A 13,253-nucleotide genomic window follows, 5' to 3' on the forward strand; every position below is an offset into this window, starting at 1 on the left:
GTCCCTGGGCCCAACGCCGGGCCCAATCAGCGAGGTTCACCGTCGTTCACCCCCCGGCGGGAACGGGCCGGGGCCGTGCCGAGCCAGGTGGCGGCGGCGGCCGAGCGGCTGGCGCAGTGGAGCTTGGCGAAGATGCGGTTGATGTGGTTCTTGACCGTCTTCTCGCTGATGAAGCACGCGGCGGCGATCTGCTGGTTGCTCATGCCGGCCGCGATGAGGTCCATGATCTCCGCCTCCCTCGTGCTCAGTTGGAACGCCGCCCTGTCGGGAGCATCAGGGGCCGACTGTCCCACAGGTGGTTGCACTTGCGAAAGACCAGAAGGTGCACTTGACCGAAACGTCGGCAGATTGGGCCGTGTTGGTGATTCTTGTGCGTGTGCAGTCGCATCCTCCGAGGAGGGTGCCGGTGTTCCGCGGAGCTGGCTGAGCAGGGCGCCCGCCGCCGTGGGGGTGAAGCGGGGGCGGCCCCGGGTGACGTCCCGCACCGCCGTCAGCAGTTCCTCGGCCGTGAACTCGCCGTGGACCAGATAGCCGCCCGCCCCCCGGCGCAGCGCCTCCCGGACGGTCTCCGCCTCCCCGCTGTACGTCAGCATCAGGACGGGGGCGATGCCCACCAGGTACGGCAGTGCGGAGACGCCGTCCACGTCGGGCATGCGGACGTCCAGCAGGACGACGTCGGGGCGGTGCCGGTGGGCGGCCTCGCACGCCTCGCGGCCGTCGGCGGCCTCGGCGACGACCGTGAGGCCGGGGCAGCCGGAGAGCAACGCGGTGAGACCGGCGCGGACCACCGGGTTGTCGTCGGCGACGACGACCCTCAGCGGGGCCGCCGGAGCGGGGGCGGGGAAGGGGTGGCGCGGATTCCCGTCACGGGCCGTGCCGTCGTCGGGGGGCACAGGGGCCTCCTCTCCTGTCGGGTGCGTCATGGCCGTGCCGGGGGCGCGGGCGGCGGGGCGGACGGTACGGGCGGCGGGGCGGACACGGGCGGAGCCGGGGGCAGGGCCGCGAGGGGGAGGTCCACCCGGACCTCCGTGCCCCTCGGGTGCCCGCCCCGGCCGACGCGGATGCGCGCGCCCACCGAGGCCGCCCGCTCGACCATCCCGACCAGGCCGAAGTGGCCGGTCCTGCGCAGTTGTCCGAGGGTGGTCCCCGGCGGCAGCCCGCGCCCGTCGTCGTGGACGCTGACGCTCACCTGGCCGGCGTCGACCCCGGCGCGGACGACGACGCGGGTGGGACCGGCGTGGCGGTGGGCGTTCTCCATGGCCTCCGCGGCGATCAGGAGGAGCTGGCGGGCCACCGCCGGGGGCATCGCCGGGAGCGGTGCGGTGCCGAGGGGGCCGCGGACGACGGGCAGACCGGTGCGGGCGGTGAAGTCGTCGGTCCTGGCTGCCAGTTCAGCCGCCAGGTCGGTGCCGCGGGCGGGGTCCGACTCGTGGCGCAGGTCGGTGAGGAGTTCGCGGGACTCGGCGGCGGCGCGGCGGGCGCAGCGGGCGACGAGCTCCGCCTGGTGGCGGGCCAGGGCGGGGTCCAGGGGGTCGCGGGCCGCGGTGGCGGCGAGTCCCTCGGCGGCCAGGGCCACGCCGTGCAGGGTCTTGGCGACCGAGTCGTGCAGTTCCCGGGCCAGCCGGGCGCGTTCGGCGGCGACCGCCTCGGCGGCGGCGAGCCGGGCCCGTACGGCGGTCAGCGCCTCGGTGGCGGCGCCGAACCGGAGGAGCAGGCCCCGCAGGCTGGAGCCGACCATCCCGGCGATGACGCAGAGGCCGGGCAGCAGCAGCGACTCCGCCGGGGAGGGGCGGGGGTCCCGCAGCGCGACCTGGACGAGGAACAGGACCAGGGACTGGAGCGAGGCGAAGACGGCGGCCCCGCGCCAGCCGTAGACCAGGCCCGCGAGGAGCGGGGTGCAGATCCCGACGTAGGCCAGTGTGCTGCCGGGGCCCGCCGAGACGAGGAGCAGGGACCCGAAGGCGGTGTCGGCGGCCAGCAGGGGCGGGTGGCGCAGCAGCAGGGGGCCGAAGCGCTCCCAGTCGCGGAAGAGGACGTAGGAGCCCATGAAGGTGAGGACGACGGCGGCGCCGACCAGGCGGGTGCTCAGCCCCGGGCTCGCGTTGAGCAGGGCGGAGGGGGCCGCGAGGGCGATCATGGCCAGCCGGAAGCCGAAGACCTGGCGGCACAGCGCTTGAAGGGCGTTGACCTGGAGGGGGATGGCGGGGGCGGCCGGGGCGGGGGCCGCGTCGCCCGCTGCTGCGGAGGGGCCGGGGTCCCCTTGCCCCACCGGTACGGGGGCCGGGGTCGGCTGCTCCGCCGACGCGAGGTCATGGGATGCCCCGGGCGTCGGAGCGGGGGCGGGAGGGGGTGCCGTCGGAGCGGGTGAGGGCGCGGGGGGTGCGGCCGGGGCAGGACCGCAGGCCCCGGCCCCCGGGGCCCCGGGGGCCGGGTGGGGGTCGCGGTGGCGGCGGCGCGGTAAGCGGAGGGGCCGGCGCGGCGGCTCCTGGGCCGTCCGTGGCCGCGCCGGCGGGTTCGTGGTCGCCATCCGTCCGTCCTCTCCTGCTCCGTCCGTTCCGCTTCGTCCCCCGGTCCCCGGCAGCGCGCCGGTGGTCCCGCTCCCTTCCGGCACGACGCTCCCCCTTCCCTCCGGCACCGGGCCGGTGGTTCCCGTCCCGGCGCCGCGCCTGCCGTTCCCCGGCGGCCCGCCGAGGTCCCGCCCGGGCCGCCCGTCGCCGGCCCCTCCCGGCACGGGTACCGGAAGCCGCTCGCCCCGGCACCCGTGCCGGAAGCCGTTCGCCTCCAGCGCCCGGCCGGACGCCGTTCCCGTCCGGCCGCCGGGCCGGACACCCCGCTCACCTCCCGAAGCGCTCCCGCTCCCGTCCCGTCCGCCGGGGACCGGCCCCGCACCCCCCGGACCCCTCCCGGGTTCTCCCCACACCCCCGGGTACCCCCACCCCGGCCCGCCGAAGGCCCCCGCGCCCGTTCCCCCCTTCCTGGGAGGGCCCGCGCTCCCGCTCTACTCCCCCGTGATCGTCCCGAAGTCCGTGCCCGAGCCCAGGATCAGGCCCGCACCGAGGAGGATCATCGTGGCCGGGACCATGAACGTCGTGATCATCATCGTGGCCTTGGGCACCGCGCGGGCCGCCTTGCGGCGGGCGTTCTGCGCGTCCGTGCGGCGCATGTCACGGGCCAGGGACACCAGCGTGTCGACGATGGGGGCGCCCAGCTCCTCGCCCTGCTGGAGCGCCGTGACGAACATGGCGACCTGCTCGGAGTCGTTGCGGCGGCGCAGCTCGGCGAAGGCCTGGCGGCGGCTCATGCCGAGGTCCATCTGGCGCAGGGTGATGCGCAGTTCGTCCGCCCAGGGCCCCTCGTAGCGGGTGGACACCCGTTCCAGCGCCTGGCGGAAGCCGAGCCCGGCGCCGACCACGACGGCCAGCACGTCGAGGAAGTCGGGGAGGGTCCGCTCGATGACGTCCTTGCGGACGCGGATGGCCGACCAGATGCCCACCTCCGTCCAGAACGCGCCGAAGGCCAGCAGCAGGAGGGCGACCACGTACTGGCCGCGCAGCAGGAAGACCAGGAAGCCGATCCCGCCGAGGAAGCCGTAGACGGCGCGGCGGGCGGCGTAGCGGTCGATGGTGAGGCCGCCGGGGTTGCCGGCCAGGTCGATGCGGCGGCGGTAGCGGGCGACCCGGGCCGGACCCATCAGCCGCAGCACGGCGGGCGCGTAGCGCATGCCCATGCGGTCGATGACGGAGCCGACGGCACCGGTGCGGGTGGCGCCGACCTCCAGGGCCAGGGCGAGGTCGTCCGGGAGTTTCGCGTCGGCGCGGTACATGCGGACGCCCGCGAAGGCGCCCCAGACGGCCAGCCCCATCAGCAGGGCGAGCAGGTACGCCATGGTGTCTCCCCTCAGACGTCGATGCGGGACAGGCGGCGGATCAGGACGAAGCCGACGGCGTAGAGCCCGAAGGCGATGACGACGGCGGCCTGCCCGGCCGCCGAACCCGTCATGCGCTCCAGGGCCCCGTCCTTCACCCCGTTCATCAGGAGCAACGAGCCGACCCCCAGGACGGGGACGGCGTAGGACGTCATCGTCACCTGGGAGAGCTGGGTGCGGATCTCGCGCCGGGTCTCCTTGCGCTCCTCCAGCGTCTCCGTGAGGTTGCGCAGCGCGCCCACGACCTGGCCGCCCGCCCGGTTGGACAGGACGAGGGTGGTGACGAGGACGACGAGTTCACGGGAGGGGAGGCGGTCGGCGAGTTCACCGAGGGCGTCGTCCAGGGAGGCGCCGACGGCCAGTTGGGAGGCGACCTTGCCCAGTTCCTCGGCGGCCGGGGCCTCCAGCTCCTCCGCCGCCATGCCGATGGCGGTGCGCAGGGCGAGGCCCGCCTGGGTGGCGTTGGCGAGGATGCGGGCCAGTTCGGGAAGCTGGTTGATGAACTTCTCGATGCGCTTCTGGCGCTGCCAGTTGAGGAACTGGAGGGCGGCCCAGATGCCGAGGAGTCCGGCGATGGGGCCGAAGAAGGGGGCGAGGGCGGCCTGCCCCACCAGCCACAGGCCGGTGACGGCGGCGAGCATCCAGACGGTGAACTCGCCGGGGGTGATGTCGAGTCCGGTCGCCGCGAGCCGCCGTTCGAGCCGTCGTCCGGACCGGGTGCGGCGCAGCCGGCGGTCCAGGGCGCGGAAGCGGCGCCGCCGCCCGCCCCCGGCGACCTGCCCGGTGGCGGAGAGGCGGTCGACCAGCGCGGCGCGCCGGGCCCGGCCGGAGGCGTGGACGTGCAGCCCGACGACGCCGAGGAGGCAGGCGAGCAGAGTGACGCCGGTGGTGAGGCCGACGAGGGTGTCCAGTTCCATCGGCGGTGCCTACCTGGCCTCTCTGGTGGCGAGCTGGTCCGGGGTGTGGGCCACTCCGAAGGCCTGCGGGACGGGCTGGCCCGCCATGTGGAGGCGGTCGGCGGTGCGGCGCGGCAGCGGATGGTGCCGGTAGCCGCCGTGGACGCGGCCGTCGGGGGCCATGGGCCGGGCGTGGAAGCGGGAGACGGTGGTGATCCGGTACGGCTCGCCGCCGTGGCTGTCGAGGAGGGCGATCTCGGTGACGCGGCGGGCGCCGTCGGCGAAGCGGGTGAGCTGGACGAGGACGTCGAGGCTGCTGTTGATCTGGTCGTGCAGGGCGGCGAAGGGGATCTCCACGTCGGACATGGAGGCCAGTGTCTGCAGCCGCATCAGAGCGTCCTCGGCACTGTTGGCGTGGACGGTGGCGAGGGAGCCGTCGTGGCCGGTCGACATGGCCTGGAGCATGTCCAGGGACTCGCCGCCGCGGACCTCGCCGACGACGATGCGGTCGGGGCGCATCCGCAGCGAGTTGCGCACCAGGTCGCGGATGGTGACGTGGCCCTTGCCCTCGACGTTGGGCGGCCGGGACTCCAGCCGGATCACATGGGCCTGCTGGAGCTGGAGTTCGGCGGAGTCCTCGATGGTGATGATGCGCTCGGACTCGGGGATCAGGCCGGACAGGGCGTTGAGCAGGGTGGTCTTCCCGGTGCCGGTGGCGCCGGAGACGATGATGTTGAAGCGCGCCTGCACCAGCCCGGCCAGCAGGTGGAGCATGTGCTCGTCGAGCGAGCCCAGGCCGATGAGTTCGCGGAGGGTGAAGGAGCGCGGGAAGCGGCGGATGGTGAGGGTGGCACCGGTCAGGGAGAGCGGCGGGATGATGACGTTGACGCGCTCGCCGGAGGGGAGCCGGGCGTCGACCATGGGGTTGGACTCGTCGACGCGGCGGTTGACGGTGGAGACGATACGCTCGATCGTCTGCATGAGCTGGTCGGCCGAGGCGAAGCGCAGCGGGAGCTGCTCGACCCGGCCGCCGCGCTCGACGAAGATGGCGTCCGGGCCGTTGACCATGATCTCGGTGATGGAGGGGTCCTCCAGCAGCGGTTCCAGGATGCCGAGCCCGAGCGCCTCGTCGACGACCCGGCGGATGAGCTGGGCGCGTTCGGCGGTGGAGAGGACGGGTCCCTCACGGCTGATGATGTGTCCGAGGACGCGCTCCAGCCGGGACCGGCGATCGGCCAGGGCGAGGGAGCCCATCTCGGCGAGGTCGATCTCCTCCATGAGCTTGGACCGGTAGGAGGCGACCAGATGTCCGTCGCCGCCCTGGCCGCCGTGCTCCTCGGGCGTGTGGATGCGCGCGCGCAGGCTCATGCGTCCGGTGCTCCTCGCTCTTGTTCCTCGTGCCCCACGTCACTCCCCCGCCCGGTGGTCCAGGGGCATGGTGGCGGTCCTGCGGGCGGGGCCGAAGTCCCAGCCGGGGACGACGGAGGGGATGGCGACGGTGGCCGTCACGGTGACCTCGCCGCCGCCCTCGCTCGCCCCGCAGCGGGTGCCGTCGGCCAGCCAGTCGCTGACGGCGGCGGCGCACTCGGCCTGGGCGCCGCGCTGGAGGGAGGCGCCGCGCGCACCGGCCCGGGCGGCGGTGCCGGCCTGCTGGGCGGTGTAGGCGATGAGGCCGAGCTGTACGGCGGCCAGGGCGACGATGATCAGGACGGGGAGGAACCCGAGGTACTCCAGGGCTGCCTGGCCCCGGTCGCCCCGGCCCCTCTTCTCCCCCGCGCGGGGGGTGGGGAGGTACGGCATGTCAGTCGTCCACCTCCTCGACGGCACCGGCGTGCCCCCGGACGGTCAGCGGGCCCCCGGCGCCGGGGAAGAGGACCGGCACCCTCAGCTCGACCCTGGCGGTGACCCGGCCGCCCCCGGTGGCGCACTTCACGTCCGAGCCGCCCCGCCACGCACTCGGCAGCTTGTCCCGGCCGGCGTCGCCGCAGGCGCCCTCGCGCGCTTCCCGGGAGGCCGCGGTGCCGGCCCGGACCGCCTCGTCGGCGGCGTTGCCCGCGAGCGTGTAGGTGTACCCGACGAGCACGAGCTGCCAGAGCACGGCCAGGGTCAGCAGGATCACGGGCAGCATCCCCACGAACTCCACGGCGACCTGCCCGGCGTCCCGTCCCGGCCGCCGCGCCGAGGCACGGCCGGGGACGGCCGCCGGGGCACGGCCGGGGACGGTCGCCGGGGCGGCGTCCGGGCCCGCGTGAGGAGCGGTCACCGGGCCGGGCCGGACGCGCCCGGCCCGCCGGGCCCACCGGCCCCGCGCAAGGCGGCTCCAGGCCCCCGGACCGGACGGGGCGGCCGTCGCGGCCGTCGCGGCGCCCCGGACGGGCGGCGGGGCACCGGTGGCCCGGCGGGAAGCGCCGCCGTCCTCCCGTCCCCCCGGCCCGCTCATGTCCGCTTCTCCTTGGTCGCCTTGGTCTCCTTGCGGCCCTCCTTGCGGCGGCGCCGCGCGGCCGGGGCCCGGCCGGGGGTGCGGTGGCCCGTGGGGGCGCCCCTGGTGAGTCCCAGTTCGGCGGCGAGGGTCCAGAGGGCCTGCTTGACCGTGCCCCGGTTGTCGAGTTCGTGGACGCGCCCGGCGTCGACCGCGCCCTGGAGTTCCTTGAAGTGGGCGGGGACGGTGGTGTCCGCGACGCCGGTGCCGGTGATCCGCTGGATGAGGGCGGGCTGGATCTCCGTCCCGCGCGTGTGGCGGTTGACGACCACGGTGGTCTCCTCGGCCTTGCGGATCTGGAGCCGGTCCCACATCCGCACCGCCCGCTTGGCCCCGCGCACGGCGAGCACGTCCGGCGTGGTGACCAGCAGCGCCCGGTCCGCGCTCTCCACGGCGGCGGCGCCCGCCCCGCCCATCTGGGCGCCGCAGTCGACGACGACCACCTCGTAGCGGGAGCGCAGGGTGGCGACGATCTGGCGGGCGGCGCGGTCGGTGACCTCCTCGCCGCGTTCGCCCTCGCCGGGGGCGAGCAGCAGGGCGAGCCCGCTGTCGTGCCGGAAGACGGCGTCGGCCAGGACCCGGGGGGAGATGTCGGTGATGGCCGCCAGGTCGGCGACGGAGCGCCGGAACTGCACGTCGAGGTAGGCGGCGACGTCCCCGGTCTGGAGGTCCATGTCGACCAGGGCCGTGGACCGTCCCGACTCCTGGGCGGCCAGGGCGAGCTGGATGGCGACGAGCGTGGTGCCGACACCGCCCTTGGCTCCGCTGACCGTGACGACGGTCCCGCCGGCGCCGGGCGGGCCGTCACCGCCGCCGCCGAGGTGCCGCCGGACCCCGGCCGACCACTGGGCCACCGCGTGGACCCGGGCGGCGAGTTCCTCGTGGACGAGGGGCAGGGTGACCAGGCCGCGGGCGCCGTGGTCCATGGCGGCCTGGAGGAGCCCGGGCCCGGTGTCGGAGGTGACGAGGACGACGCCGACGGCCGGGAAGCGCAGGGCGACCTCGCGGATCAGCTCCAGCGCCGGGACGGGGCCGATCCGTTCGTGGACGACGACCACCTCGGGCAGTTCGTCGACGGACTCGGCGGCGAGCCGGGCGAGGGTGTCGACGAGCCGGGTGGAGTCGGCCACCGGGGCGACCGGTTCGGCGTCCGGGAGCCGGGCGAGCAGCGCGGAGAGGGACCGCGCCGCGTCCGCGTCCCCGGCCGCCGGGAGGATTCTCGTGGGCATGCGGCCCGTCACCTGTCCTTCGCGAGTTCGTACGTACGGTCCTTCTCGGGAACCGTGGTGTCGCCGCCGGGCGCCACCAGCGCGAGCCGGACGCGCTTCGCGAACGACTCGGCGTACGTGAGGCGCTGGGCGTCGAGGGCGGAGAGGGCGAAGGTGATGGGGACCGCGTCGGCGGGCCCCCGTCCGCGGCTGTCCTCGTCGGGGTCGAGAGCGGTGATCTCGCCGACGTCGAGCACCTGGGCGTTGGTCACGATGATCTTCGACTGGGCGGGGTCGCCCTCCCGCCTGCCCTCGAAGGTGGCGTACACGTTCACCGAGGAGCCGGGGGTGATCTTGCCGGCCACTCCGGTCGCCGCGTCGATCATGATGGCGACCTCCTGCTGGCCGGGGCGCAGGGCGGGCTGGTCGACGATCATGTCGCTCTGCAGCAGTGAGCCCTCGCGCAGCGTCGTCACCGCGATCCTGCCGCGTATCTCGGCGAGGTCGGTGACCGCGTTCCGCGACAGCCACCGCTCGGGCATCCGGATCTTCTCGAACTGACCGGCGTTCAGCGCCGTGTAGGGCTTGACATCGGTCTTCAGCCGGTACGCGGTGACCTCGGGGCCCACCTCGGACCGCACCTCGTCGATCACGGAGAGCACGCCGGCGAAGGCACCGAGGGCGCAGAGGACCGACAGGATCAGCAGGATGACGCCGCGGCGCTGACGGGAGTTCATGGGCCGTGCAACCTCATTGGGGGATCGGTCGAGCCGGGACGGAGAACGGGGGACGGTGCCTCGGGGCCGCGGGGTCAGCCGGTGAGCGCGCGTCTCGTCCGGCCGCCGGGCGCGTGCCGTGACGCGGGGCCCGGGTCGTCGGGGGGCGGCGGGGTCGCGGAACAGAACACGCAGCGGTCGCCGATGACGTCGATGCCGCACCAGTGGCAGGTGCCGCGCCGTACGGAGGTGACCAGTTGGTAGAGGACGGAGAGGTCGGGCAGGAAGGCGCAGAACTCGGTCATCCGTCCGGTGCCCCACCAGCGCGGCGAGGTGTCCGGCAGCGGGGTCTCCAGGACCCCCTGGACCTTCCAGGACGGGGCGAGGGTGCCAGTGACCCAGTCGGAGGGGAGCGGGCCCTCGGCCACCAGCAGGGAGGTGGCGTACTCGGGGCCGGTGAGGGCCGCGCCGGGCCCGACGCGCACCAGTTGCGGCTCGGGGTGGGCGACGACGGCGAACTGGCTGCCCGGCATCCAGGACTTGGCGTGCGCCTTGAGGCCGACGGGGACGTGGTCGAGCCGGGCGACGGAGCCGAGCAGGGCGCCGGAGTGGATGTAGTGGGTGAGCAGGCGGCCCGCGGAGGCGAGGACGCCGGGGCCGAGGTCGCAGGAGGCGAGCTGGCGTAACTGACGGGCCAGGACGGCCAGTCCGAGCGGTGGCAGGGGCGGACGGAACAGGGCGATCCGGTCGCTCTCCAGCAGCGACCGGACGGTGTGCAGGCGCCGCTCCAGGGCGACGGGCGCGCCGGGCGGGCAGAGCACGACCAGGTGCCCGTGCTGGTCGACGAGGCCCTGGACCTCCTCCAGGACCGCCTCCAGCGGGCGCTTCCCGGCATCCTGGAGCACGACCGCGGGCAGCGTCCGTTCGTCCAGTGGCGGCAGTGCCAGGTCGGCACTGGTCACGGCAATCGCAGGTGGCACGCGCGGCTCCCCGTCTCCCCATGCCCGCCGGTCCACCGGTGCTGCTCCGGCACACCCGGACGACTTCACTGCGTGACTACGTGAGCACTGTATCCACGCCGCTCTGGCGCGAGAACACCGTTTCTCCAGCAGAAGAACAACTTGTGATGTACAAGGTGCGTCAAACCGGGACAGGTTGAGCACCGCCGGTCCGCCGCCGCACCGGACCCGGCCGCCGCGCGGTGCGGGTCGCGGTCCGCCCGCCGACCCGGTCCGGGCACATCCCGCCCGGCTTCCGCCAAGTCCGGGAAAGTTCCGTCATGTTGGTCCGGACCAACCTCTTGACACTTCAATTGGTCTGGACCACCTTGTACGTCAGCGGTGGCCACCGTCCCCATATCTCTCCCCACCAACTCCTTTCCCCCCGGAGGCCTCAGTGGAGCCCGTACTCAGACGGCATGGACGACGACGGAACCGGATCCGGTACGGAGCCGGAGCCATCACCGCCGCTCTCGCTCTCACGGTCACGGCCGTCGGCCAGGCGTCGGCGGCGGACGTCAACAACGCGAAGAACGCCGGCTTCGAGACCGGTCTGAGCGGCTGGACCTGCTCCGCCAACAGCGGCGCCGCAGTCTCCACCCCGGCCCGCACCGGCACCGGCGCCCTCAAGGCCACGCCGAGCGGCCAGGACAACGCCCGCTGCAGCCAGACCGTCGCGGTGAAGCCCAACTCCACGTACTCCCTGAGCGCCTGGTACCAGGGCAGCTACGCCTACCTGGGCGTCACGGGGACGGGCACGACGGACGTCTCGACCTGGGACCCGGGCTCCACCTCCTGGAAGCAGCTCACCACCAGCTTCAAGACCGGCGCGTCGACCACCTCCGTGACGGTCTACACCCACGGCTGGTACGGCCAGTCCGCCTACTACGTCGACGACTTCTCCGTGTACGGCCCCGACGGGGGCGGCGGCGGTGACACCGACCCGGTCGTCCCGTCCGTCCCGGCCGGCCTGAACGCCTCGGCGACCACCTCGTCGTCGGTCTCCCTGGCCTGGACCGCGGCCACCGGCGCCACCGGCTACAACGTCTACCGGGACGGGACCAAGGTCACCTCGGTCTCCGGCACCTCGACGGTCGTGACCGGCCTGGACGCCTCGAAGACCTACTCCTTCCAGGTCTCCGCCACCAACTCGGTCGGCGAGTCGGCCAAGTCGGCGGCCGTCTCGGCCCGCACGAAGGACCCGGACGACGGCGGCGGCACCGGCAACTCGAAGCTGCCCAAGCACATCGTGACCGGCTACTGGCAGAACTTCGACAACGGCGCCGCCGTCCAGAAGATCTCGGACGTGTCGAACCAGTACGACATCATCGCCGTCTCCTTCGCGGACGCCACCACCACGCCGGGGGGGATCACCTTCAACCTCGACACCGTCGGCCTCAAGGGCTACACCGTCGACCAGTTCAAGGCCGACATCCGCGCCAAGCAGAAGGCCGGCAAGAAGGTCATCATCTCGGTCGGCGGCGAGAAGGGGACCATCTCGGTCAACAGCGCCGCCTCCGCGACCAACTTCGCCAACTCGACGTACGCCCTGATGCAGGAGTACGGCTTCGACGGCGTCGACATCGACCTCGAGAACGGCATCAACCCCACGTACATGTCGCAGGGTCTGCGCGCGCTGTCCGCCAAGGCCGGCCCGGACATGATCCTGACCATGGCCCCGCAGACGATCGACATGCAGTCGAAGCAGGGCGGCTACTTCCAGACCGCGCTGAACGTCAAGGACATCCTGACGGTCGTCAACATGCAGTACTACAACAGCGGCGCGATGCTGGGCTGTGACGGCAAGGTCTACTCCCAGGGCACGGTCGACTTCCTGACCGCGCTGGCCTGCATCCAGCTCGAGAACGGTCTGGACGCCTCCCAGGTCGGCCTGGGCCTGCCCGCCTCCACCCGCGCCGCGGGCGGCGGCTACGTCTCCCCGTCGGTGGTCAACGCCGCCCTGGACTGCCTGACCAAGGGCACCAGCTGCGGCAACTTCAAGCCCTCGAAGACCTACCCCGACCTCCGGGGCGCGATGACCTGGTCCACCAACTGGGACGCCACCTCCGGCAACGCCTGGTCGAACAGCGTCGGCGCGCACGTCCACGCGCTGCCGTAACTCCGGCACGGCACCTTCCCCCGGCCCCCGGCCCGCCCCCACGGCGGACCGGGGGCCGGTCCGTTCTCCCGGCGCCCCGCTCGCCCGGCGACCGCTCCCCCGGTCCCGGCCCGCCCCTCGGCCGCCCGCCGCCCGTCCGCCCCGTGACCGCCAGCCGGGGCCGGACTCGGAACCGCGCCCGCCGCCGGGCCCCGCGCACGGTCCTCCGGCGGATGTGAAACATTTCCCGCGCCCCACCGCATCAGTGAAGTGAAGGCAGTGGCACGGCGGACCGGGGAACGGCTCATGGGGGGCGCGGCGGATGAGGCAGGCACGGGCGGACGAGTACGCCGAGTTCGCGGCGGCGCGGGCCGGACACCTGTACCGCTCCGCGTGCCTGCTCACCGCCGGGGACACCCATCTCGCCGAGGACCTCGTCCAGGAGACCCTCGGACGGCTCTACGTGCGCTGGGGGCGGGTCTCCCGGGTCGGGAACCCGGCGGCCTACACGCAGACCGTCCTCACCCGGGTCTTCCTCGCCCATCAGCGGCGGCGCAGCAGCGGGGAGCGGGTGACCGACGTGCTTCCGGACCTGCCGGGCGCCCAGGGCGGGGACGCGCCGCTGCGGCTGACCCTGCTGGACGCCCTCTCGCGGCTGCCGCCCAAGGACCGGGCGGTGATCGTCCTGCGGTACTGGGAGGACCGCTCGGTGGAGCAGGCCGCAGACGTCCTCGGCGTCAGCTCGGCGGCCGTCCGCACCCGGTGCGTGCGCGCGCTGGGCCGGCTGCGGCACCTGCTGGGCGAGGACCTGGCGGAGTACGTCCGGCCCTGAACACCGGGGGCCGCCCCGCCGCCCGCGCCGCGCCCGCCCGCCGGGCCCCCGCCGCCGCCCGGCCCTCCCCGTCCGGCCGCCGTCCGCCCGTCCTCGTCCGC

General features: G+C 74.3%; 12 protein-coding genes. 2 read left to right on the forward strand and 10 right to left on the reverse strand.

What is annotated here, in order from left to right; genetic code table 11:
• Window positions 1–26: 26 nt before the first annotated feature.
• The 10 genes from GTY84_RS28475 to GTY84_RS28520 form a co-directional block, all read right to left on the reverse strand.
• Complete coding sequence (locus GTY84_RS28475; protein WP_345943550.1) at window positions 27–893, reverse strand: response regulator transcription factor; 867 nt, start codon at window positions 891–893, stop codon at window positions 27–29.
• Between the two features lie 26 nt (window positions 894–919).
• Window positions 920–2,269, reverse strand: coding sequence for a histidine kinase (locus GTY84_RS28480; protein WP_161229283.1), 1,350 nt, complete (start codon window positions 2,267–2,269; stop codon window positions 920–922).
• A 729-nt stretch (window positions 2,270–2,998) separates the two neighbouring features.
• Window positions 2,999–3,886, reverse strand: coding sequence for a DUF5936 domain-containing protein (locus GTY84_RS28485; RefSeq protein ID WP_161229284.1), 888 nt, complete (start codon window positions 3,884–3,886; stop codon window positions 2,999–3,001).
• An 11-nt stretch (window positions 3,887–3,897) separates the two neighbouring features.
• Window positions 3,898–4,842, reverse strand: coding sequence for a type II secretion system F family protein (locus GTY84_RS28490; protein WP_161229285.1), 945 nt, complete (start codon window positions 4,840–4,842; stop codon window positions 3,898–3,900).
• A 9-nt stretch (window positions 4,843–4,851) separates the two neighbouring features.
• Entirely contained in the window at window positions 4,852–6,189 is a 1,338-nt protein-coding gene (locus GTY84_RS28495) for a CpaF family protein (RefSeq protein ID WP_161229286.1), read from the reverse strand.
• Between the two features lie 39 nt (window positions 6,190–6,228).
• Window positions 6,229–6,621, reverse strand: a complete 393-nt coding sequence (locus GTY84_RS28500) for a TadE/TadG family type IV pilus assembly protein (RefSeq protein ID WP_161229287.1) — start codon at window positions 6,619–6,621, stop codon at window positions 6,229–6,231.
• Between the two features lies 1 nt (window position 6,622).
• Window positions 6,623–6,949: a pilus assembly protein gene (locus tag GTY84_RS34250; protein WP_237532741.1), complete on the reverse strand. Its 327-nt coding sequence runs from the start codon at window positions 6,947–6,949 to the stop codon at window positions 6,623–6,625.
• A gap of 308 nt (window positions 6,950–7,257) precedes the next feature.
• Window positions 7,258–8,529: a P-loop NTPase gene (locus GTY84_RS28510; protein ID WP_161229289.1), complete on the reverse strand. Its 1,272-nt coding sequence runs from the start codon at window positions 8,527–8,529 to the stop codon at window positions 7,258–7,260.
• 8 nt (window positions 8,530–8,537) lie between these two features.
• The gene (gene cpaB / locus GTY84_RS28515) at window positions 8,538–9,245 is read right to left on the reverse strand and encodes a Flp pilus assembly protein CpaB (protein ID WP_161229290.1); all 708 of its coding nucleotides are present in this window, start codon (window positions 9,243–9,245) and stop codon (window positions 8,538–8,540) included.
• Window positions 9,246–9,319: 74 nt separating this feature from the next.
• Window positions 9,320–10,204 carry a hypothetical protein gene (locus tag GTY84_RS28520; RefSeq protein WP_345943551.1) on the reverse strand — a complete coding sequence of 295 codons (885 nt, stop codon included), beginning with the start codon at window positions 10,202–10,204 and terminating at the stop codon, window positions 9,320–9,322.
• A gap of 415 nt (window positions 10,205–10,619) precedes the next feature.
• On the opposite strand from GTY84_RS28520, the gene GTY84_RS28525 reads away from it, so the two are divergent.
• Both GTY84_RS28525 and GTY84_RS28530 read left to right on the forward strand, forming a co-directional pair.
• Window positions 10,620–12,341, forward strand: a complete 1,722-nt coding sequence (locus GTY84_RS28525; protein WP_161229291.1) for a glycoside hydrolase family 18 protein — start codon at window positions 10,620–10,622, stop codon at window positions 12,339–12,341.
• Window positions 12,342–12,642: 301 nt separating this feature from the next.
• Complete coding sequence (locus tag GTY84_RS28530; RefSeq protein ID WP_161229292.1) at window positions 12,643–13,152, forward strand: SigE family RNA polymerase sigma factor; 510 nt, start codon at window positions 12,643–12,645, stop codon at window positions 13,150–13,152.
• The last annotated feature ends 101 nt before the right edge of the window (window positions 13,153–13,253 follow it).

This window comes from Streptomyces sp. SID8352, from assembly GCF_009862265.1.
Taxonomy (GTDB): domain Bacteria; phylum Actinomycetota; class Actinomycetes; order Streptomycetales; family Streptomycetaceae; genus Streptomyces.